A 23,366-nucleotide genomic window follows, 5' to 3' on the forward strand; every position below is an offset into this window, starting at 1 on the left:
CGCAGAGGATCCCGTCTTGTCCGCATGGCGCCTGCCTCCGTCGTGAAGATGGAAGTGTTGGTAACGTTCATGTGGTATCGGTCCGAGGGTTCGCCTGTCCGGTTGCGACCGGACGGATGACCTGGCGGTCACCTACGGGATCGGCGGGCTTCTCGGGGCCCGGAAGTCGGTTGGCCGGCTTCCTGAGGAAGGCTGCTCGTCGCAGCCCTCGTCGGGAGGTCGTCCTCTTTTTCCTCTCTGCGTTCTTCTCCTAGCTTGTCCAATTCCTGTCGGGCAATTCGATCGGTTCCATCGTCTCGAGCAGGAACGCCTTCACGTCTTTCAGCGGATGTCTAGGCTCGAGCCGCAGTTCGCTCTCGCAGTCGCCGACCATCCAGTCCATGAGGGCGGTGCAGCTCGTCTGCCAGTCGATCGCCTCGACGGGTATCTTCGCTTCGATCACGATGGTCGGGAAGGTGCCGCGCTTCTCGCCCCACGGGGTCGAGGGATCGGGCCAGTTGTCGAAGTCGTGGCTCCAGAAGATGCCGAGCGCAGTCTTCAGGTCTTCGGGCTTGCTGTCGATGATGCGATGTGCGGTGACGTGTCCGTCCTCGATAACGATCCGTTCCATCTTCGCCTTGCACACCGGAGCACGCTGGTCGCACCACTTGGTGAGGACGGCGACCTCTTCCGGGCTTCCCTTCTGGGGCTCCTCCTCGCACAGGCCCATGTCGATGCAGGCGTCGATGACGTACCAGGAACATTCGTCACCCGAACCGCCCATCTCCGGATGCATCTCCGTCATGGTCGTGTCCCAGTGCGGGCCCTTTCCTGTGAGGGAGAGGGCGAATGCTCTTGCTGCCGCTTCCGTGTCGATCGCCGATGCGGGATGAGGGCCGCTCATACGAGTTCGCGTGCTTCCGCCATGATATCCTCACCGCCACCGTTGACGAGGCGCCCCGAGACCTTCTGACCGAGGATGGCCGCCCGCATGGCACCGAGGTTCTGGTCCGTGGGCTTGCTCTTGTAGGTGTAGAGAGAAGCCTCGCCGTCCTTGTCGTCGATGACGAGGATCTTGGTGCGCAGAAGGCGCTTCAGCCGTGAGTCCCGGAGCTTCTCCTCGATGAGATCACCTACGACCATCTCGAGAGTGTTGTCCAGCTTCATGTCGTGGAACTCGATGGCCGGCGTGTTGGCCTTGAGCCAGTCGTTGATCTCGCTCTCGCTGGGACCCGTATAGCCCTTTATGGGATGATACAGGTCCATGCCACCGCGGCCGCAGTTCGAGGCATCGAAAGCCCGGACTCCGTCGACGAGGACGGTGGCGGTATAGGCGTTCGTCTCTTCCGAGAGCGATTCCGAATGCTTCAGATTGGCGATGGTGATCTTCATGTCCGTCGGTCCTCGTATGTGTTCGGGTTTGTCGTCAGGCGACCTTCCAGCCGCCCTCGTGGTGCCGGATCTTCACCGGCATGCCGCCCTCCTCGAAGAGCACCTCCCAGATGCCATCGTCGAGATGACGCTGGAGGTAGGGCACGTCGAAGACGCTCGGTGCACCGCGGCCGTGGAAGACCGGATCGCCGGTATGAGGCTGGACGAAATACGCTTCGGGGGCCTCGATGCCCAGATGCCTGCGGAAGTAGAGCGCCATCGCATAGGTGTGCGAAGGAAATGCGAGGACGCGTGGCTCCCAGCTGATGTCGATCGCCAGCGTTTCCTCGTCCGGCTCCCATCCGTCGAACAGCGAGATCGGGACGGGTCTGGTGTTGTAGCCGAACACCAGGTTCTGCCGGCGACCGGGGATCATCGGACCGGTAGAACGACTGCAGAGGAGCTCGATGTCCTCTTCGCGAACGCGTTCGTTGCGGATCTCCTCCCACAGCTCGCGTGCGCCGGCGTCCTCCGAACTGCGGTCATGACCTTCCTGGTGCCCACCGGTGAGCGCCGGATGGCCGCGCATGGGTTCGATCCCCCTCGTGGGGGTGAGGACACCGATGCGTTCGCTGTCGATCACGGGCTGGATGAGGACGGCGATGGGTTGCGGATTGAACCACTGGAGGTTGCCGCATCCTCCCGCGTGGGGCGGACAGAGCTTCGGCCATTCGCTGGCGGCGTCCTTGCGCTCGTATCGGGTGCCGCAGCGATGGCAGTGGCTGTGTGGCTCGTGCATGTCAGTTCCGGGTCCAGCGATACAGACGGTAGCCGTCCGGGTTGTGTTCGGTGGCATCGGTCAGGCGGAAGCGCTCTCCGTCGCAGGAGAACGCCGCGGCCTTGGGGAAGTCGAAGTAGATCTTCCGACCGTCCGAGCCCTCGGTGATGAAGTCACCCGATCGCACCTGCGCGACCTTGCGCTCGATCCCGACCATCTTCTGGGAATAGGGGTTGTTGGTCGATTCGAGAACGATCGTGTCGCCGACCTTGAGCGCGCGCTTGAAGGCGGCGAGCGTCATCTTCGGCTCGACATCGGTGCCTTCGACGATCTGGGCGTGCTGCGCGTGATAGCGTGGATCGATCTCGGCGAAGCCGAAGAAGCTGCCGCTGTGATAATCGCTGTGGACATTGCCCTGAGAGCGGTCGAAGCGGTCCATCTCCGTCTTGACCTTCTGAAGGAAGGCGTCGCCCACTTCCCTGTCGGAGAGGCCGGCCGGACCCGAGATGAGGTTCATGGTGATGGAGCGCCCGCCGGTGTAGACCTTGCGTTCCGGGGCGAAGTCGTATCCAGGGAAGGTCGAACGCAGATGCGCGAGCATTCGCGGGACGAGATCGTCCAGCTTCTCTCCCGGACGATGGAGATCGCCGTCTTTCCGGTAATTGCCGCGGGCGTCCATGCCGGTGTTCATCGCTGCTGCCTGCATCGTATTCCTCCTGTTTCGGGATGACGCGGTGATCGCGTCCTTTTCCCTCTTGTCGTTTCTTCTTGTTCCGTTCCCGCTATCGGGTCTTCAGCCGCAGAGCCGGCTCGACGGCCAGACGCTCCTGCGACCGCCATGTGGATTGCGCACCGTCGTCCACACGAATGGGTGCCCGTTGGCGTTACGGTGGACCGTTGGGCCGGAGGATTCCACGATGCCCCGGTATGCCGGATCTCCCCGGTCCTCCGGGCATGTGACGCTCTGGCCGTCATGCGGCCGGAAGAGAGTCCGTTGTCGCATGGTCTTCTCCTATGCCGCCTTGCGTTTCGCACGCGTACCTGCATGGAGAGCGTCGAACTCGGGAGTCGTGCGTCCGTCCTCTGCCTTCCAGATGTCCCAGGGCTCGGCGTTGACGCAGTCGATGGCGTGATGATCCAGCCTGTCGATGGTCGGCTGGAACAGGCCGATGGAACGGTGAGAGAAATGGCCCATCTTCTTCGACTGGTGAATGTCGTCGATGATGATGCCGTCCCAGTTCCCTGAATCGGCGAGCTTCTCGAACAGGTCGGTGCGCATCCACTGGCGACCGGTCAGGCCGCCGTCGGCGGAACTCTGCAGGTCGTAGAGCCTGAGGTCACTCGGCCGCTGGAGGATGTGGAGCCGTCCGGGGATCTTCCAGTCGGCCGGCATGATCTCGTCCCCGCCCTCGTCCTTCAGGCGCATCTTGATCCAGCAGCTCTCGCCTTCGAAGACGTAGCCCAGGTTCTCGATGAATTCCTTGGCCTGACGATTGGTGGGGTGATCCTTGAGCAGACGGTAGCTGCACATGCGACCGTATTCGTCCCGCTCGGCATCCATCTCCGCGATGTCGAAGCCCATCAGGCCGAAGATCCTGGCGTCCATGTCGCCATGGGGCACGAACCGCTCGTCGAGGGCGAAGCGCAGGAAGGAGACGAGGCATTCCGAGCCGCTTTCGGGGCAGTAGGACTGGGCGATCTCCGGGCCTTCAGCGAACCACAGAAGGCGCTCCCAGCCGGTCGCGCGCAGCGGTGTCTCGAAGGGCTCGACGGTGCCGTGGAAGAAGAGGCCCTTCGTTGCTTCACGCGGTGTCGCATGCGGTCGCAGGTGGTCCGTCAGCCAGTTCGGCATGTCCGTCATGCGAACTCCTCCTCTATGGCTCCGACGAACCTGTCCATGTCGCTGGCGTAGAAGCCGGCCGAGCAGATCGAGTTCGTCTCGATGATCTTCAGACCCTCGGGCGTGTCGGCGATGTCGAACGTGATTGCTCGCCGCGGCGTCCAGATGTCCGCACACTCCTCGGCGTAGGCGATGATGCGGTTCCCGACATCCGGCGAATAGGCGACGGTCTCTCCGGTCTTGTATCGTGACCCTGTGATGTAGCGCCCACCCACCATGAGGCAGCGGTATTCCGACCAGATTTCCTTTTCTGAGGCCATCTGGATCATGCTGTCACCGTCGATTGTCGCGGGCACCGTGAGGGCGAGGATGGGCTCGCGCCATTCGGCGAAGGTCCTCGCATCATGGATGCGTCCTGCGAAGTTCTTGATGTCCTCGACGGGCCGCACGAAGCGGGTCTCCCCTTCCATTATCACGGCGTCGGCTAGCCGCCCGGTCCACGAATCGGCGTTGAGCATCCGGTCGCCCCAGTGGGCGAGGCACTCGTGGAAGTCGGGTGCGTCTATGTAGCCGGGAGTCCACCCGTGGGCGATCGAGACCTCGTTCATGGAGGTGGAGCCGACCACGAAGACCGGTCCTTCGATGTCGAGCGTGATGGGGTCATCGCCGGTATCACCCACGAGATAGGGCGCCATGGGAGGCTTGCGCACGAGCGTATGCGGGAGGTTTCGGGAGGCGATCGCGGCCATCATGCCGTCGAAGCCGAGTTCGCGCGAGAGGGCGCGTAGGATTACCCAATGCAAGGATCAGCGCTCGATGTCGTCGGCCATGCCGTCGATGAGCTTCTCGGCTCCCTCCTCGTCCGGTCCGCGCTGGATCTCGAAGGTCCATCCGGCAGCGACGAGAGGGGCGAGATCCCGCTGCATGGCCGCGTTGAAGTCGCCTGGTTTCATTGCATGGTATTCTGCCGGTGCCGTCGCAGCGATGCTGACGTCCGTGTCATTCGCGCCTACGAGGCAGGCGTTCATGAAGCTGGACTCCTGCTCCTTGCCGGGGATGTTGTGGTTGATCTTGATGCCTTCGATCTCGAGGTCCTCCCTTTCGACGACGACGCCGTGCTGACCGATGATCGAGATCAGCGTATCGGGATCCTTGGCCCAGCGCCCGTATTCCTCGAAGGTCATGCCGATGGTCTCGTGCAGTTCCCTGTCGGAATCGCTCTCGTGCCAGGCCTCGACCCAGTCGTCGATCTGTCCCGGGGTGTATTTCCCCTGTTTCACGAGTTCGATGAATGTCGTCATGCCGATGTCCTTTCGGTGATATGTGATGTCCGCGCTCAGGCGGCGAAGAGGAAGAAGGGGTTCGCGCGCTGCATCCGTTCACGCTCAGCCTTGTGCGAGCGCATGATGGCGATGGCGTGACCCCTGTCGCGTCCGATGCCGATAATGCTGGTGTAGCTGACATCGTTCTGACGGACGAACCATGCCGCGCGGAGTGCACCCTCGTAGATCTCGTAGCCCGAGGTATCGGGTCCGAAGGAGAGCGTCGTCACGAAGGCGATACGCTGATGAGCTTGGTCAACTCCGCGCGCAGGACGGAAAGGTCGATCGGCACATTGTAGAAGAGATCCGAATCCTCTCCGCCGATCATGGCGACGTCGGCGTCAGCGACAGGATCATGATCCTCTTGGGTCGAAAGAACGTGGTAGTTAGCCATTCCCGATCCGCTGTTGTTCTCCAGCGCCTTGGCGACTGCCGCATCGAGCACGGCTTCGAGCTGGTCATTGCTCACATGATCGAGATTCATGCCGTTTTCCTTTCCACTGTTCCGAACAGGTGTCTCCGCACCCTCAGGAGCCTCTTCAGCTTTTCGCGGTCGGCGCGATCGTCGGGATAGACCCGGTCCATCCACTCGTTCATCTCGTGATCCGTCTCCATGGATTCGAGGTGATGGAGCTCCATGGTGCTGAGCGGCTTGCGATGGGCGCCGAGCTTCGTGATGGGCCGGAACATGCTGCTCCGGAAGGCGCGGCACTTGCGGCACCAGCCGGCGCCGTTCGTGTATAGATCGCCGCCGGGGCGCTGGCGCCCCCACTGGTGGTCGCAGCGCCCCTCCCGCTCGTACTGGGCGAATGCCTTGGCCTCGGCCTCCGCGATGTCCTTTCCTTCGCCCCTGATGAAGGTGCCGGGAAGGAACGCCTCGAAGAAGGGAACGGCAGGAACGATGCCGTGTCCCCACTGGACGCGTGTCTCCTCTGGCCACGGTTTGTTGGGGGTGTAGTCGGGTGCGGGGCGGATCCTCTGCGCGAGTTCGTGTTCCCTGGTGCCGGGGACGTGATGTGAGGCGATCTTCATGCGTTCCGCTCCTCCGGCTCCGGCAGGATGCCGAACTTCTTCCTGATCATGTGGTCGACGGCTTCGGGGGCTGCGACGAAGAGCAGGATGAGGGGCCACAGGAATACGACGATCCCGATCCCGCTGTCTCTCCCATAGAGATGGATGTCCCGCCAGGTCGGAGGCGGGTTGCCCGTCATGCCCTTGAAGACCCAGAAGTGGACGACGACGACGCCAACCAGATAGATGGCCAGCGTGGCCTCCCACGGGACGAGGGGGACGACCCTCCCGACGAAGGCGAATCCGGCGCCGATCGTGGTCAGGCGCAGCGTTTCCGCCATGGCGAGCTTGCCTGCCTTCTTCAGGTCCCTCTTCTTCTCTGTCATTGCATCTCTCCAGTGGATCCTTCAGCAGTCGACCTTCATGGCCATGAAGATGACCTTGCCGTATTTCGGCGTTTCCGTGCCGTAGGCATCGATGATCTCGAGCATGAGCTTTCGGGCTTCGGTCTCTTGGCGATGGAGTATCCGCAGGTTGTTCACGTGATGAGCGAGAATGTCGTCGGGGATTTCGCCCTCGGGGTCGATTCTGTGCCGCATTTCGTCGATGTCGTCATCATGGATGTCCTTGGTCACGGTCAGCATGAATTCCGCGACTGGAGTGGTCTTCGATCTCTCGGAATTGCCTTCGATCCAAGGGATGGGCTCGCTGATCTTCAGGAGATAGTGCCATAAGTTGACGAACAGTGGAGCAGCGGGTCCGCCCTCGGGATCATCCTGGTATTGCTTGTAGAAGATCCTCGATGAACGGAAGTGCTTGCCGTCTTCATCATGCGTCGGAAGGCTTTTTGATGCGTGCCATTTCTCGAAGTGTCCGGGCTTGTCGCCCGATCCGTGGAGTCCGTTCACGTCGGTGATGTCGATGCCCTTGGCTTCGTAATCCCCCTGGATCTTCTCGAAGCTGATCGGGGCGATGGCTACCTTGGCCTGAGCTTCCATGCTATTTTCCGTTCTTCTCTGCAATGCGTCCCCTGGGAGCATCGAGGAAGAGCTCCTGCTCCACGTCGGCGGGATGCATCCCCTTGCGTTCCGCCATCAGGCCTACGGCCTTGAGGAAATGTCCGTATGTCGCCTCTTGGAGCGCAGACGGATAGGTCCTGTAGGAAGGAGCACTGCCCTTGGACGAAAGGTAGTTCGATCCCAGCCGGGCCTGTAGAGGCACGAGTTCCGGTTCCGGGGACACGCTGATGGCACGCATGACCATCTGGTCGTAGATGAGGCAGAGACCCTCCTTCGCCTCTACTTCCGCGAAGTAGAGCATCTTGCTGTAGGTCGAGATGCCGATGCCGGATATCCGGTTGAACCGGTAGCAGAGTTCCGCGGCATCGATGCTGCCGGAGCGTTCCCTTCCGATCGAGAGGATGGCGACGATCTCGTCGATCTGGTCGAGCACGGGATTGAAGCCGCGTCCCCCTGGATAGCGCCCCTTGGGGTAGCCCCACACGATGGTTGCGACGATGCCTTCTGCAAGGTCGCTGCGATAGATGTCCTTGATGAGTCCGCGTCCGACGAGATTGTCGTTCTCGGCATATCGCGTGAACACGCTGTCGATCTTCTCTCGGGTCTCCGAGTCATTGACGCGCAGATAGTCCCAGTTCGCCGGTTGGATCGGTGTGCGGATGTCGGTCTTCTCGTGCATCGTCGATGTCCTTCGCAATGAGACGGTGTCAGCGATCAAGCACGGCTTGGCGAACCGCCTTGCCTGCGTCCTCGAGCTCTTTGTGGGTGCTCGGATTCCCTGCCCCGATGGCCATCAGGGCGCCGAGGGCGTCTTCGACGGCGAAGTGCACCGTCATCTGTGGCCCCTTCGGATTGGGTCGCGTCGACCGGATGCGCTCACGCATCTTGCGCAGGGCGGCGACTTCTTCTTGGGTCAGGATGGGATCGAACATGGTAGTCCTCTTTCTGGTCGTGTTCAGGCCGCTTCGGAGATGTCCGAAGGGATGGCTTCGTAGGGGATGACGAGCTGGCGCAGCAGCGTCGCGGTGTAGGAGCGGTATCCCGACTCCACGCGCGGGGCGAGAATGTCGGCTTGGCGCTGCACCAGAGGATGCTCGAGCATCGTGCGGATGGTGTCCGCCGGCAGTCCGCTTGCCACCACGAGGCTGTGGTTTATGGGCAGGTGCCCACCGGGGATGGTGATCGGCCTCAGTCGCTTGGCGATGCGCGGGATGAGGATCGCCTCCTCCGCGAGTGGCAGGTGCCTGTCGAAGCGTTCCGGCGGATGCCATGCGACCGGTCTCACTCCGCGGTCCGGCATGCGCCCCATGTTCGCTTTCAGATGCGCCATCACGCTGGTGTCCGGCACTTCGTCGCCGGTGACGATCGCCCACCGGGTGGTCTCGAGGATCTCGTCGGTATCCGGGTCGATACCCCTCGGCATGATGCATGGCACCGTGACCGCTTCCGGAAGCATGTCCGGATCGTCGATGAGGAAGATGCCGTCGGGTCCCAGCCATGGTGCGAGACGTATGTCGGCGAGCTGCGCGAATGGAATCCCCGTGACCTCGGGCAATTCCTCTGTGAGGAAGGGATCGCGCGTCATGGCGCGCCCGGTGTCGGAGAGGACGAGCGCTACCGCATGGACCCGTGGCGGACTTCCCTGTCGCCTGTCCTTCGGCCGGTGGAAGGGGCTTCCGTTCGTGAGACGCTCCGCATGCTCGATCTTGAGCCGCTGTCCGATCGCTTCGCGCAGATCGGCGGCCGTGGCGTTGGTCAGCCAGCGGTCGGAGGTGACCAGCGCCAGGCGCCCTTCGGAGGCGATCGTGGACAGGCACCTGTCGAGATAGGCGTGGAGAAGGTCGCCGCGCGCGTGCGGCGGCACGGCTTCATCGAAGAGCTGGCGATAGCGTTCGGGGAGACGCATCCGGCGCCAGTAGGGCGGATTGCTCAGGATGATGTCCCATGCGCCCTCCCGGGGATCTAGCAGGAAGTCTCGCTCCTCGATTGCTAGGTTCGCGGTCTGGTAGGCCTCGTGCGGATTCCATCCGCGTTCGACGAGGAGCCGGCGGTAGCGCTGACGTGCTTCGTGAACGCTCGGCTTGTGAAACTCGAAGCCCTGGACGCGGAAGGCCTGGCGACTGCATCCCGGACCCGGCCGCAGATCGAGGCGGGAAAGTGCTGCGATGACCATGTTGCCGTCACCGCATCCCGGGTCGAGCAGACGTCCTCCGCAATCGGGCCAGCCGATCCGGTCGAGCAGGTTCTCGATCTCTGGATCCGCTGTGTAGAGCGCCGTGCCCTGATGGATGGTCTCGATGTCGTCGGCCGGCGGATGTGGTCCCGTGCGGCCTGTCGTCATCGCAGTCCCTTTTCCTTCAGTATGCTGATCATGCGCCTCGCGCCGTCACCGGCGTGTCCTTTCCACCGGGCGACCTCCTCGAGCGGCTTCCAATCCGCCCCGGCGACCTCGTCCTCCTGCGCGACGAGGTCCGTGGACCCGCGGGCGATGCCTCCGTACAGGTAGTCCGAATGGAAGTGTTCGCCTTCGTTCTTCGCGGGGCGCGCCGTGATGGGATGCGTATCGATATGGATCGGGTGCCTCAAGACCGGCTCGACGTCGGTGAGACCCGTTTCCTCCTCCACCTCGCGCAGAGCGCTCTCGAGCAGTGTCCCCGTTTCGTAATGTCCACCGGGAGCCAGCCACAGCTGGTGATGGAGATGTTCGATGAGGAGGCATTCCATGGTGTCGAGACGGACGACCATCATCGAGGAGGTCACGTGACCGCGCATGTTGGAGCGATTGAAGGCCCGCTCTCCCTCCTCCTCGATCTGTGTGCGTAGATCGTCATGGCGACCGTCGTCTCCGACATCGCGGAGATGGGCGTCGAGCGCGTCCAGAGCCTGGTCGGCGATGGGGTATGGTGCCTCCACGGGCTCGGGTCTCATGAGGATCTGCGCCTCCTCCCAGCTGAATCCCGAATTGAGATGCCGACAGTAGGCATTTGCATCCTCGATCTCGCGCCATGACTTGCCCTGCGTGGGATCGGTCAGACCTTCTCTTCCGGGTTCGATTCCGTATCCCTTGCCGCGTGGCTTGACGGTGTAGGCGAGGACGTGGTCCCGAGGACGCTCCATGAACATGATCCATCGGTCCTCGAAGAACTCGTCGCGGGACGTGCCCGCCTTCTTGTGGTCCTCGTATGCGCGATTGAAGTCGCGGAAGTGGTCCGAGACTATCTTGGAGGCCGGATAGCGGGCCGCCCATTGCCGTGGCGGGATCAGGTATCCCTGGGCGATCATCGCCTGACGAAGCAGTTCCTCGATGATCGAACGCGTGTCATCGTCGACGATGTCCTTGAATCCGGAGACGAATATCCCGTGCGTGTCCTTGTCCTGCCGGTCCTGCTTAACCCAGAATATCTCGACGCATTCGGCCTTCCGGACGGATCCGTCGTCTTCCCGTTCGACCCTGATCAAGGCCTCGATGGAGTCGTGCCTCGAATGCCAGTTCCTGGCCGCCTCGGATGCTATGCCTAGGCTCTTCTCGTAGATCGCCGCGATGCTCCAACTGACGGGAGTGCCGGTGGTGTGCAGGTGATAGATCATGTGGTCTCCTTGTGACCGTGTTTCTGGGCGATGCGCCGGATGTCCTTTCCGACGCGCCTCCTGAACTTCTCCACCGTGGGTGCCTGGTGCTCGGGCAGGTCGATGGTCGCGAAGAGAAATCGACCTTCCGCCTGAGCTCCGTGCCGGATCGACGGATCCAGCATGAAGAGGGTGCCTGCTTCCACCTCTACGGACCCCTCGGAGGCGTTGAGGTGGAGTTCCTCGGGGCAATGGAGGATGGCGCCGAAGGTGAGACTCTTCCTGCCGATCATGTCGACATGGAGAGGCAGTGTGCCGTGGCACGCGAAGTAGGTCAGTTCGAGATCGGGGACATCGGGATCGAGCCTGCGCAGGACGGTTCCCTTGTCGCTCTGTCCGGGGTCCCATCGGTCCATGAGGACGCTCCAGTCCACGCCCGCCGTCCTGTTCCTGTAGCGAGCGATCGAGATGTTGCCGATGTGTTCGAGGAAGCCGAGGGCGACCCGGCGGTTTCTTTCCAAGAAATTCATTGAGATTGTCAGGCAGCCTTGAGTTTTGAGGATGAGCGAATCTGATCTCGCCCGTTCTGCTTCGCTTCGTAGAGCAGGCCGTCGGCTATTTCCACGCACTCCGTGGAATTTCCGCTGCTAGGAGAGATCCCCGCCGAGAACGTGATCGTTCCCAGGGGTCTGTCGGTCTCCCTGACCTTCAGATGCCTCTCACGCAGATGCCTCCGGGCCTCGTCGAGCTTGTCGTGCATCTGGGCGCAGGACATCTCGCGCGAGACGACGAGGAATTCCTCGCCTCCCCAGCGCGCCACCATCTCGGGCGCCACGCTCTCCGAGAGGACCCGCCCGACATGCGCGATGACGCGGTCGCCCACGGGATGACCGAATGTGTCGTTGATCCGCTTGAAGTTGTCGATGTCGATGACGGCGACCGCATACCGCTCGGATCCGGCGTCCAGCGTCTCCATGAGCTGCCTTGCCGCTCTGCGGTTCCGGAGCCCCGTGAGCTCGTCGACCGTTGCGGTGTTCCGCGCCTCTTCCAGGTCGGTCTGGAGGCGCTTGATCCGCTTGCTGGATTCCTTCAGCCTGTCCTCGGTCTCCTGTGATCGATGGACCATCCTCAATATGGCGGCTTCCAGGGCCTCGCCGCGGGCGCCCGACTGGATGATCTCGCTTTCCTGGGTGAGATCCCTGGTCAGTTCACCCGTCGCCCTGCGGGTGTCCTTCACGAGTGCCATCGCCGCAGTGGCGAAGGCCGTCATCTCCCTTTCGCGCTCCTCCGAATCCTCTTCGTCGGAAGAGACTGCGCCCTTGCTGGAGAATTGACGTCCCTCGATGGCGTGACGCTTCATCATGTCGTCCATGTTGACCTGTCTGATCCGCAGCTTGTCGTCGATGTAGCCGTTGATCTCCTTGACGAGACGACTGCAGCCGGCAGTGATGAAGACATAGCCGAGACGATAGTTGGAGGGCGTCGCCTCCAGATCGTTGCTCTCGAGAAAGTCCAGCACTTTCCTGCCGGTGTCTGCTGTATGTCTCATGTGATTTTTCCGCTGTCTGGTGGTGATGCGAGGCGCTCCGTCACATCCTCGGGAATTCGTCCCTGGTCTTCCGTATGCTCGCCTTCATGTCCCCGCTGCACGGGAGCAGGGTGTCACGCAGTATGGCGAGTCCGGTGAGGGCGATCAGGACGGGGGCGATACGTCCGGACGAGAGCGTCAGGAGGAAGACAAGGAGGACTGCGATGACGGCCAGTGATGCGTATTGTCTTGTCACGAGCCGTCTTTCGCGAATCCGACCGATGAGGCCGGACTGTCGCGCCATGATGCGGGGCAGGGCGCGGATGCGATCGGCCAGGCGAACGGTTTCAAGCTCGATCACCGGGTGGCGCACTTCGATGATGATCCTGTCGGGGAGCACCTGGTAGCGATCCCTGACGATCAGGTCGGACAGACTGGCGTGATCCACCAGCCTCGTCAGCGGTCGCCCGGCCGCCGCCACCAGGACGCTTTCGGGGATCGCCGCGGAATGGACCCCGTGCAGGAAGATCGAATCGCCCTGCAGCAGGACGCCTTCCTTGAGGGCGATACGCGACTGGTACAGTATTCCGCCCTCGCATCGTGACCGACCGGGACAGATCTCCGGATATCCCTCCATGAGGGTCTTGTCCGAATTAAGGCGCATCGCGGTCTTTCCGCGATCCTCGATCAGCTCCCCGCCGATCCTGTGCTCGACTTCCAGGAGTGCCATTGCCCCTCTTCCCCAGAAGCCCTTCGCATCCCTGCATGCGGAGATCCCTCCGGCGCGCACGATGTCCCCAATGAGGATGCATATGTCCTTGTGTCCCAGGCCCGATGTCTCGAGACGCCTGTACGGGACGGAATCGATCGCGTTCATCGAGCGTCGTGTTCGATCGTCGCGATTCCCATCGAGGGGTGGAGGATGCAGGTCCAGTCCCGCCCGGCGATCGTGATGAGCCGGAGATCCTCGCGATCAGCCGCGGAGACGATCTCGCCGAGAGTCGCCTCGGGTCGCATGGACAGCGATCTGCCGTCCTGCCGCAGACCGGTGATCCAGGTGGGGGCTCCGGCGATGCGGTCCTCCCGCGCCATGTCGATGGCCGCTTCGAGGGTGCGTCGTGCATCCGCTCCGCCCTTCCAGGCGGGACCTGAGGGTGTGGTCACGGCAGGAGCGGGAGTCTCGTTCGTCGATCCGCCGTCCTGACGGGAGGCTTCTTCCGTTCTTCCCGGTCGGTTCTGTCCTGCGGTCTTCTGTCCGAGCGGCCGAACGCCTTCCTGAAGCATCATCCGTGCGAATTCGTCCATCTGCCTGTCCTTGCGCTATGGATCAAAAAAAAAAAGGCCCGCCGGAGCGGGCCCAGTTTGGGGGATCGTGGGGTTCTCTCCTATTCGGAGCCGCCTTCGTAGGCGTCCACGATCTTTCCGACGATGGGGTGACGCACGACGTCCTTCGCGCCGAACTTGACGAAGTGGATACCGTCCACGCCATCGAGCTTGGCCATCGCATCGGTCAGTCCCGACATCGGCGGGCCGCCGGGAATGTCGGTCTGGTTCGGATCCCCGCAGATGATCATCTGCGAGTTCTCGCCGAAGCGCGTGAGGAACATCTTCATCTGTTCCTTGGTGGTGTTCTGGGCCTCGTCGAGGATGATGAAGGCATCCGCGAGGGTCCGACCGCGCATGAAGGCGAGCGGAGCCACCTCGATCTCGCCGCTGGCGAGGCGCGTCTCGACCTGTTCCGGGGGGAGGCAGTCGTAGAGTGCGTCGTAGATGGGGCGGAGGTAGGGATCCACCTTCTCCTTGAGATCGCCGGGCAGGAAGCCGAGCTTCTCGCCGGCCTCGACCGCGGGGCGGGAGAAGATGAGCCGTTGCACCTTGCCCTGGATGAGCTGGGAGACGGCCTGGGCGACCGCGAGGTAGGTCTTGCCGGTGCCTGCCGGGCCGAGCCCGAAGATCAGGTCCTCGCCGCGCTGCATCGCGCTGATATACTGCGTCTGCGTCTGGGTGCGTGGGGTGATGGTCTTCCTGCGCGTCCGGATGCTGACCTGGGGGAGGACGTTGCTCGGAGCGGGGATCTCAGGGAGATCGAGCTGGGCGGCGTCCCGGATCTTGGTGTCGATGAGACCGTTCGTAATCTCCTCGTCGGAGCACTGGAGATGCCTGTAGAGCTGTCGCATGACCTCCTGGGCGTCCTCGGCGAGGTTGCCGTTGATCTGGATGTCATTGCCGCGGCACCGGATCGACACGTCCATCTTGCGTTCGATGTAGTCGACGTTGCGTTCCATGGGGCCACAGACTTCGGCGAGGAGCCTGTTGTCTTCGAGGGCGAAGCTCACGGTCGAGGCACGCGGACGCACCTCCATGTCTTCGGTGCGGACTGCTGCATTGGTGCTCATTGCGTCTCCTATCGAGAGGTTGACAAACGAATTGTATCATCCTGAAAACCGGACTTACAACTGTTTTTCCTCTCTCTGCATTCCTCCGCCCCAGGCGTTCAGGAATGGGGAGAAACCTGACTCCCGACTATCACCATCATGCATTCGTCTCCACGTGTCATCGACGTCGCGATGCGATGCCATCCGTCCCAGATGATGATCTCGTCGTGCTCGACGCTGATCACCGCGGGTGTGTGCCACTCCGCGTTCTCGAAGCCTTCGTCGTATCGAGGATTCCCGCGCACGTCGTCATCGAAGTAATCTTGCCAGTCGGTGGGGACGGAACGGAATTCCGACAGGGGAAACTGCATCTCCAGACGCCACGAGAGATCATCAGGGTCGGACATCTCGTTGGTGGCCCATCCGACGTATTGGGAGGCATGCCGACGCAGCCCCTCCTCGTCGAGGGACGACCAGTCGTGCAGTGCGGCGTCTTCGCTCATCGAGATACCCTGAACTCTTCGCGCAGCTGGCGCTTGCGCTGTTTCTCGGCTTCCCGGCGGGCATTGGACCTGCGTCCCGCCATGATCTCGGCGTGCTGCATGAGCTTGGTGATGCGGTCAGGATTTCCCGAGGCGAAATGCCGCAGGAGCAGGGCGGTCAGCACCGCGTCGTAGAGAGCACTATGGGGCTTTCCTCCCGTCAGACGTCGTGCCTCCTCGCTGAGGCCGAGCTGATCGCCGAGTATGCCCAGCTTGTGCTTCTTCTGCTCAGGAAGGAGGCGACGTGCGATGCGCAGGGTGTCATAGGCCCGCGCCGGCTCCCAGTCCGGCTGGACACTGCCGATCATGTTCACCTCGACCGATACGGAATGTCCGACGATCGGCAGATCACCGAGCTTCTCCATGACCTCGTCGGCTTGTTCGTCGTATGATGGAGCCGATGCTATGTCCGCGTTGGTGATGCCGTGCACATAGGTGGCGTGACGCGTGATGGGATTCCGGGGGCGGAAGCGCCAGGTATGGGCCTTTCCTGTCATCTCGAATCCCTTCATCTCGACGATGGCGAGTTCGATTGGTTCATTGGGGTTGGCGCCGTTGCCTTCGGTGTCGGCGACCCACATCCTGTCTTCCATGTCCGTATCCGCTTCCATCATGCCAGGGAGGACAGGGTCCTGCTCCTGTTTTCCACCCTCTTCTGGGCGTCCCAGTCTCGTCCGTCACAGTGACGGAAGATGAGGACCGGCCCCGTCATGGCGACGAGGATCCGTATCCATTCCGGCTGGTCCGTCGAAAGCACGGCGAACAGCAGGCCGGCTGTCGTGATCAGGATCAGGAGGCCGGTGAGCGTGAACCTGCCGATGGAGGATGTCGCGTTGTCCAGTATGTTGCGCGATATCTTCGGGATCATCCCGATCATCTCGCTCGTGAGCTGCACGAGCCCCTGATCGGGCAGACTGACATCGTCGGCCTCGACCTTCGCCCACCATGTCTCGGCGTCACTGACGCCGGTATCGATGATCCTGCGACCCAGGAGTCCCTCGACGCCGAATACGCTACCGGCATCCTTTCCTTTCATGGTCATCCTGGTGCTCTCGGGCATGGCGTCGCCGAGATCGCGGATGGCGATGAAGGTGCTCGCCCAGAAGGAACGTTCATCGAGTCGCGCGCTTGCCCCTACGACGCCGTCCGCTTCTTCGGTGATCCCTCCGTCGAGGGCGTCCGAGAGTATCTGACCCGCGAGTGTCGCCCAGGGACCGGTGCCGTGAGCGAGACGGATGAGCCTTGCCGCTCTTTCTCTCGTGAAGCTCCGTTCCAGAAGATGCAGCGAGAAACGATCGATCGTCATGGGCTTCATCTTTCGATCTTCCGTCTGAGATGGTCGGCTGCGTCATAGAGCCCGAGCCTGTTCGCGACGACCGAGAGGTCCCTCAGCTGATCGTCGAGCGCCCGCTGCGTCTGTGATCGCCGTGGCAGCAGGGAGAGATCGGCCAGAGGATCATACGATCTGCGTACGGGATCGTCATCCTCGTGGTCTTCTCCGCCACCGGAGGAGGTGTCGGCCTCGACCTTGAGCAGTCCGTCGAAAATGCATTCCATCTTCTCCGCCATGTAGGACAGGCGATAGGGAGGGATGTGCGGGGTCTCGCCGGTATGGCGGTTCATCTCGAATGCCGGAAGACCCTTGCGGACCATGTCCTCGCATATGTTGAGATGCTCGCCCATGACGCCGCACCACTCGAGGAAGGCATGGAATCGCCCACCGACGTTCAGTGAGAAGAGCCGCTTGTAGAGAAGTCCCACCTCCTCCCTCAGGTCGGCGATGTATGCGAGATCCTCGCGCATGCTGTCCTCGTCCCTGTGTTCGGTCATCGATCTTCTCCGTGTGCGATCGGTATGATGTTGTGTGCGATCGGCCTGTCGCGGTGCAGGACCTCCTCGATGGTCATGGATCGTATCTCGGCCCCCGTGACGCCTCTCTTCTCCACGATGTCCGTGATCTCCTCAGCGTCGAAGTCGCCGATCACGATGTCGATGTCGTCGACGTCCAGGCTGCGGCTGTTGATGAGTGCGGCGATGTTGTCCCTGTCGGGTATGCCGGAATAGACACCGCACGTGACCGAGAAGGATGCATCCGCGCATCCGTGGCGTCCGTCGTCGGCGCGAACCTCGAATGTGGCCTCGACGACGTATCGGACATCGATGTCATCGAGTTCTCCGTCACGCGAGCCGGTCATGGCGTTCCTCCGAGAAGGTCCGAGACCTTCGCATGCTTGATCCCCCTGGAATTGTCGGAGTCGAACTCGAGAATGCGTTCCGGTCCGAATACGAGGGGGCCGTCGTATTCGGACCTCGGCATGCGCCCGCCCTTGAACAGGCTCAGATGCGGCCTGAAATCGGGATGGTCCATCGCCGGGTATGCGCGCAGGAGTTCGGCGTGCCGAGCCGTCAGGCGGGGGTCGGTGAATGTCAGGGCCTTGATGGTCCAGGCGAAGATCTGCACCGGCTTGGCACCGGGAGCGATGATGATCTCGTCTTCTTCGGCCGTGACTAGACTATGATCGACGGGTTCGCGGACCGTCGCCATGGTGAGATGCAGATGCTCCGGAGGGATGATCTTCCTGACGCCGGCATCCTGTGCCCATGCGCATACGTCCTGCCAGTTCTCCAGCGGCCTGCTGATCCACAGGGGTCTCATGAGCTTCTTCCTTCCATCCAGCGCTCCCTCTGTCGCTCCATGGCCATTCTTTCCCGATGGCTCCACATCGACGTCATGACCCTCACCTGGTCATCGACCTCCATGGCATCGATCGACTTACTGTCGTTCCAGTCCGGATGACGGACGAGTCCGATCACGTCCCTCTCGATTCGTGCGAGGGAAGCGGGCGTCAGACCGGGGAGCGGAACACCGATGGCCCTGCAGGTCATCCTTGCGAAGTCGCGTCGCGCCTTCTTCGATATGCGTCCGTCGGCACTGTCCGAACGCGGATCCCGGCGATCATGCCACAGGAGGCCGGCATTGTAGGCGCATGAGTACTTGTGTGAATTACCGTCTCCCGCGACGTGATACCGGGCGACCCTTCGTCTGATGGTCATGGTTGTCATCCCGATGTAGCGCATGGCCCCGGTGTGATCGAGAAGCGCATATAGCCCCTGCTCTTCCGGCAGATTCTCGAGCCGATCGCCTTGTGAAGCGAGTATGAGGTCGCGGACCTCGTGGGCGGTCACTCCCATTTTCCTCTCTCCTCCATGATTTCTCGAACCTCTCCCGTTATCGGGTGTTTTCGGTGTTGCAGGATGGGCGATCCGTCGCTACAAGACCCTCATGAAGACGAACCGGCATATCCATGGAATTCGCATCCGAGGTCGATGACCACGGGCGTATCCATGCGCCCACGGTCTACCGGATGGGCGCTGGCCGGTTCTTCTAAGGTGAAAACGGATTTCACCTCCTCCTGACAGAACCACGCAACCGACCCCATCCGAGAGATCGAGGCGCAAACGGCCGTATCGGGCCGTCTTCGTGAAGGAATTGTGGCGATCGTAGCTCAGTTGGTCAGAGCGCCGGCTTGTGGTGCCGGAGGTCACGGGTTCGAACCCCGTCGATCGCCCCAGATCCTTCGATCTTTGACAATCTGGTGATGCATTGCATCGCCGGCATGCGATCTGGCTGCGCGGGCGTAGCTCAGGGGTAGAGCACCACCTTGCCAAGGTGGGGGTCGGGCGTTCGAATCGCCTCGCCCGCTCCAGATCGTTCGCTGACGATGCCGTGATGGAGATGCGGGCGTAGCTCAGGGGTAGAGCGCGTGCCTTCCAAGCTCGATGCCGTCGGTTCGAATCCGACCGTCCGCTCCATCGCACAATGCCGTGACGCGCGCGTAGCTCAGGGGTAGAGCACGCCCCTGATAAGGGCGAGGTCGATGGTTCGAGACCATCCGCGCGCACCAACGGCCTTGTGCCATGGATGTCCAAGCGCTCGTAGCTCAGTTGGATAGAGCGCCGGATTACGAATCCGGAGGTCGCAGGTTCGAGTCCTGCCGAGCGCGCCAGTCATTCCCGCAGGTCCCGTAGCTCAGTCGGATAGAGCGTCGGATTCCGAATCCGGAGGCCGCAGGTTCGAGCCCTGCCGGGACCGCCAGTCGGTCAGGTGGTCTTCCCTGCCAGCGCCTCGATGATCTCGGGCAGAAGATTGGCGATCTCTCGGTTGACACGGTTCTCGCCGGCCACCGAGACGTGAAGCGCCTGGGGATGGTCCGCCCTCGAAAGGCTTTGTTCGTGTTCCCTCTGGGCCGACAGGCGGAGGAGCCTGCTGATGAGTTCGGCATGGGCCGGGCCGGTCTCGGCTTCTTTCCTCTGCGCGCCGATGAGCCGAAGCATATCGGCGGAGAACCCGCCTTCGTCGTTGAAGATCTCGACCGGTTCGAAATCCTCGTCGCCATCCTTCTCGGATACGAGGAGCGGCCACTTGTCGCGGGAGTTGAGCGGCCGTTCGAGATAGTGCCGAGTCCCTCCGACGAGGAACGTGAGGTTGGTGACGGTCAGTCCTCCCGTGGCGTCGTTCTGGCGGATGTCGAACTGCTCGACGTTCTCCTCGACGATGGATGCGTCATGGTCGCGGTGCTCGTCGAGCAGGATCCAGAGCCGCCCGATGTTGGTCATCAGGTTCCCCTCGTTGAAGGCGTCCCGAGGCAGGACACGCTGGTATCCGCCGATATACTGTTCGCTCTCTCTGCTCATCTCTTCTTCTCCGTTAGGCCCGGCCGACGGAACCGGGGCCTGTGGTCAGGCTGTCGTTCCGCCTTGCCGATCTGGATCAGCATCTCCTGCTCGTCGATGGGTTCGTCGAACTCGATGCCGTAGCGTTCCTGCTGACGCCACTTGACCACGAAGCGGATCTCGTTCTGGCGACGGACCAGCTTGCCCTTGGTGCCGACCTTGGGTGCGCCATTGCCCTTGCTGTCCAGCATGGCGCCGCCCTCGGACAGGTTCCTGATCCTGACCATGTCGATCCTGTCCTCGTAATGGGCCTCTCCTGTCAGGAATACGGATGATCGTTGGCCCTGTTTTCTGGTCTCCAGGTTGGACATGTGCGACTCTTCTCTCTTATGCGAATGCGGCGTCATGAATGGGCCGGCCGCTTCCGCGGCCGGTCCATTCTTCGGGCCTGTTGGGGTCTCGCGCGCTCTCAGCGGCGCGGTGGGTTCGCCTGCATGTAGGCGTTGATGGCCTCCCGGTCATCGGGATGGCATACGTAGAAGACGCTCCTCTTTCGGGAGTCGTCCTTTTCCTTGCGTCCGTAGCGCATGCCCGGCGACTGGTGCCGTTCGACTACGAGGCTCGCCGGTCCGTGCTCGAGGCACGGGAGCGTGAAGGGGATGTTCGCGTCCCGAAGGAGGTGGCGACCGTTGCGTCGATCACCGTACACGTGAGGACGCCTGAACTGGCTGTCCCGGACGATCTCGGCTTCGGGGAATCGTGCCTTCACGAACTTGACGAGGCGCCGCATCCAGCGTCGATCGAAGACCTTTCGCTGGGCCCGCTCAAGGGCCTCGTGGGCTTCGCACAGCTCGTTGCAGTAGACCGAGGAGTCCTGGGTCCCGACCACGTCGTCAGGGTCTATGTCATTTTCCCACAGATAGTCGTTGTCGATCGTCCTGCCGCACCCCGAGCACTCGAAGTGCCAGCCTTCCGCGATGAGCCGACCTGCCGGAACAACGCCGCTCTCGGCGTATTCGTCGGCATAGGGCGCCCGCCGGCAAAGGGCGTTCTCGAATTCGCCGTCGGCATATCGTTCGGCCCCCATCCTGCGTGCGGCGATCGCGCTCCTTGCGAATACGATGCCGCCCGTGCCCTCGAATTCCTCGGTGACGGAATAGGCGAGCAGTGGTTTGGGGGCCTTCTGTTCCATCAGTCTTCCTCTTCTTCGATGGGTGGATTTTCCTCGAGGAAACGCTGTTCCTCATCACTCAGGGTCTCGCCGGCTTCCTGCTTTGCCAGGATCCTGTTCTGTTTCGCGATCGTGTAGCGCGAGTAGGTGGTGTTCTCCTCACCGGACATGGTCTCTTCCACCGGCGGCTCGGCGGAGGGCTCCTGTTCGGTGGATGGCTCCGGAGTGCAGGCGGTGAGGGCCGCCGCGGAGAGGATGAGGGCGATCTTTGGGGCGTTCATGGGTTCGTTCCTTGTTGACTGGGCTTACCCGATCATACGCCGTTTATAGGATGGCAGTTCCCCTCAGCCTATGATGACGTGAGGGACGAACAGCGAGGAATCCTTGGTGATGAGGCCCTCGTCCTCGCGAATGCCCATGCCGCAGGCGCGATCGCCGATGACCCAGCTCCCGATCACCGCATGACGATCGCCATGGCGGAAGAGGTCGGCCTTCTGCTGGAGCACGCATGGACCGCCGTCGTAGTCGCCCTCGGTGGACTGGGTGATCTTCCCGTCCTCGACGATGACGATGTTCTCGCCCTCACGGGAGAAGAAGGGCTTGCGCACGTAGCTTCCGGGAACGGTATCAGTCCCCATGACGATCGTCTCGAGCAGGTTGGGGTGCCCCTGGTGGTGCTTCCACAGCTGGGCGAGGAAACCCTTGTTGGAGATGATGCTCTTCCACGCCGGCTCGACGAACTGCCCGGGCACGATGTGCTTGGCGAATCGCTCGCGGAGCATGTCCTCCCATGGATAGAGCTTGAAGCACCGGCCGATGGTGATGTCGTCCTCGTCGGTCAGGCGGCCCTGTGCATCGACGCCGATCTTGCGGATATCCACCATCTTCACCCGGTGTCCGGCCGTCGTGGCGCAGTCCATAAGGTAGCTGACGGTTCCCTTGTCCTCGATGTTGTCGGTCCAGCACGAGAAGTGGAAGATCACGTCCTTGGGAAACTGAGCGAAGGCCTCGACCAGGCTCTCCTGGATGAAGTCGTATTGGTCGACTTCCGCGGGTAGTCGACCGGCGTCGCGCTGGTCGATCATCCAGTTGTGCTGGAAGAAGCCGGCCTCGAAGATCGAGGTGGGCGTGTCCGCGTTGTATTCGAGCATCTTGGCGGGGCCGTTTCCGTCATAGGCGAGATCGAAGCGTCCGTAGAGATGCGGGTCTCCGTTCTTCCAGCTGGAGCGGACGAGATCCCAGCGTGCCTCAGGTATGTGCAGCGCCTTCAGGGAGGCTTCGTCATCGATGATGCGGCCGACGGTGTCGATGCACATCTCATGCAGCTGCGTGGTCGCCTCCTCGATGTCCTCCTCGATCTGCTTCATGGTGAAGACGTAGGCGGCATCGTCCGTCCAGTAGGCCTCGTCATCGGGGCTGTGGAAGCCGAAGCCGACCTCCTTGGCCTTGTCCTTCCAGTCGGCTCGGCCTTCGATATCGATGCGCTTCATGGTCTCTTTTTCCCTTCGATTCCCGTATGCATTGCGTCTCTTCTCAAGGAGCGATTATCTCCGCCACCGCACGCCAGGCGGTCGGGACCTCGTCCTCGCGGCCCTCCACCTGCAGGGTCCTGTTGGCGGAGAGGCAGAGTTCATTGACGGCGTCAGCCGTCATATCCCTGATCTCGTGCAGTCGGCCGACGGGTAGCACGAGGCGTCCCTCCGGCATCATGACTGCGAAATCCTCGTTGCTGATCGTCATCCCCGCGCGTCGGAGACGACCTGCCAGCAGGATGTCGTATGTGCGGTCCTGACCGTCGTGGTAGGCCGCCACGTCGCGCGTCTTCGAATCGGCATGCATCTTGACGACCTCGTTCCCCTCCTCGTCCTTGCCGGTCATGGTGAATCTGAAGTCGTCCTTGCCGTCATCGACCCATTCCAGGCCGGAGAGGAGATGCGCTTCGCTCTCCGCGAGCGCCTCCTTCGCGCGTTCCGGGTCGGAAGCCTCTGCCGCCATGCCCTTGTGGAACTTGTCGACCTCGCGCAGCATGCCTAGCATCTCGGGAAGCTCGGAGATGAAGCGGGGCAACGCCTCTGGCGGAATGCGGGCGATGTCGAGCATCGTCCCGACCTTGTAGACGGGAGGTTCCATGACCGGCTCCTGATGATGTTCGTGTAAGAGGAGGAGGGGGTGTCCGCCCCTCCTCCATA

The 23,366-nt window shown here is 62.2% G+C and carries 34 protein-coding genes and 6 tRNA genes; 6 read left to right on the plus strand and 34 right to left on the minus strand.

The features are described from left to right. Window positions 1–250: 250 nt before the first annotated feature. From Q0602_RS08580 to Q0602_RS08715, 28 genes are all read right to left on the minus strand, one after another. The gene (locus tag Q0602_RS08580; protein ID WP_298841563.1) at window positions 251–784 is read right to left on the minus strand and encodes a hypothetical protein; all 534 of its coding nucleotides are present in this window, start codon (window positions 782–784) and stop codon (window positions 251–253) included. 95 nt (window positions 785–879) lie between these two features. Next, window positions 880–1,371 (minus strand): hypothetical protein, encoded by a 492-nt coding sequence (locus Q0602_RS08585; RefSeq protein WP_298841566.1) that lies wholly within the window; start codon window positions 1,369–1,371, stop codon window positions 880–882. A 34-nt stretch (window positions 1,372–1,405) separates the two neighbouring features. Then, the gene (locus Q0602_RS08590; protein WP_298841569.1) at window positions 1,406–2,149 is read right to left on the minus strand and encodes a hypothetical protein; all 744 of its coding nucleotides are present in this window, start codon (window positions 2,147–2,149) and stop codon (window positions 1,406–1,408) included. A gap of 1 nt (window position 2,150) precedes the next feature. Continuing rightward, window positions 2,151–2,834, minus strand: coding sequence for a hypothetical protein (locus Q0602_RS08595; protein ID WP_298841572.1), 684 nt, complete (start codon window positions 2,832–2,834; stop codon window positions 2,151–2,153). 306 nt (window positions 2,835–3,140) lie between these two features. Then, entirely contained in the window at window positions 3,141–3,989 is an 849-nt protein-coding gene (locus Q0602_RS08600; protein WP_298841575.1) for a hypothetical protein, read from the minus strand. After that, complete coding sequence (locus Q0602_RS08605) at window positions 3,986–4,717, minus strand: ATP-grasp domain-containing protein (RefSeq protein ID WP_298841578.1); 732 nt, start codon at window positions 4,715–4,717, stop codon at window positions 3,986–3,988. The genes Q0602_RS08600 and Q0602_RS08605 overlap by 4 nt, the downstream gene beginning before the upstream one ends. A gap of 57 nt (window positions 4,718–4,774) precedes the next feature. After that, the gene (locus tag Q0602_RS08610; protein WP_298841581.1) at window positions 4,775–5,269 is read right to left on the minus strand and encodes a hypothetical protein; all 495 of its coding nucleotides are present in this window, start codon (window positions 5,267–5,269) and stop codon (window positions 4,775–4,777) included. Between the two features lie 35 nt (window positions 5,270–5,304). Beyond that, on the minus strand, window positions 5,305–5,520 hold the full coding sequence (locus Q0602_RS08615; RefSeq protein WP_298841584.1) for a hypothetical protein: 216 nt from the start codon (window positions 5,518–5,520) through the stop codon (window positions 5,305–5,307). Next, window positions 5,517–5,774, minus strand: a complete 258-nt coding sequence (locus Q0602_RS08620) for a hypothetical protein (RefSeq protein WP_298841587.1) — start codon at window positions 5,772–5,774, stop codon at window positions 5,517–5,519. Before Q0602_RS08620 ends, Q0602_RS08615 begins: the two co-directional genes overlap by 4 nt. Continuing rightward, window positions 5,771–6,322 carry a hypothetical protein gene (locus Q0602_RS08625; RefSeq protein ID WP_298841590.1) on the minus strand — a complete coding sequence of 184 codons (552 nt, stop codon included), beginning with the start codon at window positions 6,320–6,322 and terminating at the stop codon, window positions 5,771–5,773. The genes Q0602_RS08620 and Q0602_RS08625 overlap by 4 nt, the downstream gene beginning before the upstream one ends. Beyond that, window positions 6,319–6,687, minus strand: a complete 369-nt coding sequence (locus Q0602_RS08630) for a hypothetical protein (protein WP_298841593.1) — start codon at window positions 6,685–6,687, stop codon at window positions 6,319–6,321. The genes Q0602_RS08625 and Q0602_RS08630 overlap by 4 nt, the downstream gene beginning before the upstream one ends. A 21-nt stretch (window positions 6,688–6,708) precedes the next feature. Next, window positions 6,709–7,299, minus strand: a complete 591-nt coding sequence (locus Q0602_RS08635) for a hypothetical protein (protein WP_298841596.1) — start codon at window positions 7,297–7,299, stop codon at window positions 6,709–6,711. A gap of 1 nt (window position 7,300) precedes the next feature. Next, entirely contained in the window at window positions 7,301–7,999 is a 699-nt protein-coding gene (locus Q0602_RS08640; protein WP_298841599.1) for a hypothetical protein, read from the minus strand. Window positions 8,000–8,027: 28 nt separating this feature from the next. Then, window positions 8,028–8,252 (minus strand): hypothetical protein, encoded by a 225-nt coding sequence (locus tag Q0602_RS08645; RefSeq protein ID WP_298841602.1) that lies wholly within the window; start codon window positions 8,250–8,252, stop codon window positions 8,028–8,030. Window positions 8,253–8,275: 23 nt separating this feature from the next. Then, window positions 8,276–9,661 (minus strand): N-6 DNA methylase, encoded by a 1,386-nt coding sequence (locus tag Q0602_RS08650; protein ID WP_298841605.1) that lies wholly within the window; start codon window positions 9,659–9,661, stop codon window positions 8,276–8,278. After that, window positions 9,658–10,908 carry an NUDIX domain-containing protein gene (locus Q0602_RS08655; protein ID WP_298841607.1) on the minus strand — a complete coding sequence of 417 codons (1,251 nt, stop codon included), beginning with the start codon at window positions 10,906–10,908 and terminating at the stop codon, window positions 9,658–9,660. Before Q0602_RS08655 ends, Q0602_RS08650 begins: the two co-directional genes overlap by 4 nt. Further along, window positions 10,905–11,417 carry a hypothetical protein gene (locus Q0602_RS08660; RefSeq protein WP_298841610.1) on the minus strand — a complete coding sequence of 171 codons (513 nt, stop codon included), beginning with the start codon at window positions 11,415–11,417 and terminating at the stop codon, window positions 10,905–10,907. Before Q0602_RS08660 ends, Q0602_RS08655 begins: the two co-directional genes overlap by 4 nt. 8 nt (window positions 11,418–11,425) lie before the next feature. Beyond that, window positions 11,426–12,436 (minus strand): GGDEF domain-containing protein, encoded by a 1,011-nt coding sequence (locus Q0602_RS08665; RefSeq protein ID WP_298841613.1) that lies wholly within the window; start codon window positions 12,434–12,436, stop codon window positions 11,426–11,428. A 40-nt stretch (window positions 12,437–12,476) separates the two neighbouring features. Further along, window positions 12,477–13,145, minus strand: a complete 669-nt coding sequence (locus Q0602_RS08670; protein ID WP_298841616.1) for a hypothetical protein — start codon at window positions 13,143–13,145, stop codon at window positions 12,477–12,479. A 143-nt stretch (window positions 13,146–13,288) separates the two neighbouring features. Continuing rightward, on the minus strand, window positions 13,289–13,720 hold the full coding sequence (locus Q0602_RS08675) for a hypothetical protein (protein WP_298841619.1): 432 nt from the start codon (window positions 13,718–13,720) through the stop codon (window positions 13,289–13,291). A gap of 80 nt (window positions 13,721–13,800) precedes the next feature. After that, window positions 13,801–14,811, minus strand: coding sequence for a PhoH family protein (locus Q0602_RS08680; RefSeq protein ID WP_298841622.1), 1,011 nt, complete (start codon window positions 14,809–14,811; stop codon window positions 13,801–13,803). A 98-nt stretch (window positions 14,812–14,909) separates the two neighbouring features. After that, entirely contained in the window at window positions 14,910–15,293 is a 384-nt protein-coding gene (locus Q0602_RS08685; protein WP_298841625.1) for a hypothetical protein, read from the minus strand. Then, window positions 15,290–15,925, minus strand: a complete 636-nt coding sequence (locus Q0602_RS08690; RefSeq protein ID WP_298841628.1) for a 3'-5' exonuclease — start codon at window positions 15,923–15,925, stop codon at window positions 15,290–15,292. The genes Q0602_RS08685 and Q0602_RS08690 overlap by 4 nt, the downstream gene beginning before the upstream one ends. 17 nt (window positions 15,926–15,942) lie before the next feature. After that, window positions 15,943–16,638, minus strand: a complete 696-nt coding sequence (locus tag Q0602_RS08695) for a hypothetical protein (protein ID WP_298841634.1) — start codon at window positions 16,636–16,638, stop codon at window positions 15,943–15,945. Between the two features lie 5 nt (window positions 16,639–16,643). Beyond that, window positions 16,644–17,162, minus strand: a complete 519-nt coding sequence (locus Q0602_RS08700; protein WP_298841637.1) for a hypothetical protein — start codon at window positions 17,160–17,162, stop codon at window positions 16,644–16,646. Further along, the gene (locus tag Q0602_RS08705) at window positions 17,159–17,527 is read right to left on the minus strand and encodes a hypothetical protein (protein WP_298841640.1); all 369 of its coding nucleotides are present in this window, start codon (window positions 17,525–17,527) and stop codon (window positions 17,159–17,161) included. Before Q0602_RS08705 ends, Q0602_RS08700 begins: the two co-directional genes overlap by 4 nt. Then, complete coding sequence (locus tag Q0602_RS08710; RefSeq protein WP_298841643.1) at window positions 17,524–17,988, minus strand: hypothetical protein; 465 nt, start codon at window positions 17,986–17,988, stop codon at window positions 17,524–17,526. Before Q0602_RS08710 ends, Q0602_RS08705 begins: the two co-directional genes overlap by 4 nt. Continuing rightward, a complete protein-coding gene (locus tag Q0602_RS08715; RefSeq protein ID WP_298841646.1) occupies window positions 17,985–18,524 on the minus strand; it encodes a hypothetical protein in 540 nt (179 codons plus the stop codon). Before Q0602_RS08715 ends, Q0602_RS08710 begins: the two co-directional genes overlap by 4 nt. Before the next feature lie 303 nt (window positions 18,525–18,827). On the opposite strand from Q0602_RS08715, the gene Q0602_RS08720 reads away from it, so the two are divergent. The 6 genes from Q0602_RS08720 to Q0602_RS08745 all read left to right on the plus strand — a co-directional run bounded on the left by Q0602_RS08720 (window position 18,828) and on the right by Q0602_RS08745 (window position 19,428). Continuing rightward, window positions 18,828–18,904: transfer RNA gene (locus tag Q0602_RS08720), tRNA-His, on the plus strand. Between the two features lie 60 nt (window positions 18,905–18,964). Continuing rightward, window positions 18,965–19,039: transfer RNA gene (locus tag Q0602_RS08725), tRNA-Gly, on the plus strand. Between the two features lie 31 nt (window positions 19,040–19,070). Beyond that, window positions 19,071–19,145 (plus strand) — tRNA-Gly (locus Q0602_RS08730). Between the two features lie 17 nt (window positions 19,146–19,162). Continuing rightward, a tRNA-Ile gene (locus Q0602_RS08735) sits at window positions 19,163–19,237 on the plus strand. 25 nt (window positions 19,238–19,262) lie between these two features. Continuing rightward, a tRNA-Arg gene (locus Q0602_RS08740) sits at window positions 19,263–19,339 on the plus strand. 12 nt (window positions 19,340–19,351) lie between these two features. After that, window positions 19,352–19,428: transfer RNA gene (locus Q0602_RS08745), tRNA-Arg, on the plus strand. Window positions 19,429–19,433: 5 nt separating this feature from the next. On the opposite strand, the gene Q0602_RS08750 is transcribed toward Q0602_RS08745, so the two are convergent. From Q0602_RS08750 to Q0602_RS08775, 6 genes are all read right to left on the minus strand, one after another. Continuing rightward, window positions 19,434–20,027, minus strand: coding sequence for a hypothetical protein (locus Q0602_RS08750; RefSeq protein ID WP_298841648.1), 594 nt, complete (start codon window positions 20,025–20,027; stop codon window positions 19,434–19,436). Continuing rightward, a complete protein-coding gene (locus Q0602_RS08755; RefSeq protein WP_298841651.1) occupies window positions 20,024–20,377 on the minus strand; it encodes a PilZ domain-containing protein in 354 nt (117 codons plus the stop codon). Before Q0602_RS08755 ends, Q0602_RS08750 begins: the two co-directional genes overlap by 4 nt. 98 nt (window positions 20,378–20,475) lie before the next feature. Further along, window positions 20,476–21,198, minus strand: coding sequence for a hypothetical protein (locus Q0602_RS08760; RefSeq protein ID WP_298841654.1), 723 nt, complete (start codon window positions 21,196–21,198; stop codon window positions 20,476–20,478). After that, window positions 21,198–21,458 (minus strand): hypothetical protein, encoded by a 261-nt coding sequence (locus Q0602_RS08765; RefSeq protein WP_298841657.1) that lies wholly within the window; start codon window positions 21,456–21,458, stop codon window positions 21,198–21,200. The genes Q0602_RS08760 and Q0602_RS08765 overlap by 1 nt, the downstream gene beginning before the upstream one ends. 63 nt (window positions 21,459–21,521) lie before the next feature. Continuing rightward, the gene (locus Q0602_RS08770; protein WP_298841662.1) at window positions 21,522–22,667 is read right to left on the minus strand and encodes a glutathionylspermidine synthase family protein; all 1,146 of its coding nucleotides are present in this window, start codon (window positions 22,665–22,667) and stop codon (window positions 21,522–21,524) included. 43 nt (window positions 22,668–22,710) lie between these two features. Next, window positions 22,711–23,307, minus strand: a complete 597-nt coding sequence (locus Q0602_RS08775; RefSeq protein ID WP_298841665.1) for a hypothetical protein — start codon at window positions 23,305–23,307, stop codon at window positions 22,711–22,713. Window positions 23,308–23,366: the final 59 nt, after the last annotated feature.

Source organism: uncultured Salinicola sp., assembly GCF_937921195.1.
In the GTDB taxonomy this organism is placed as follows: Bacteria; Pseudomonadota; Gammaproteobacteria; order Pseudomonadales; family Halomonadaceae; genus Salinicola.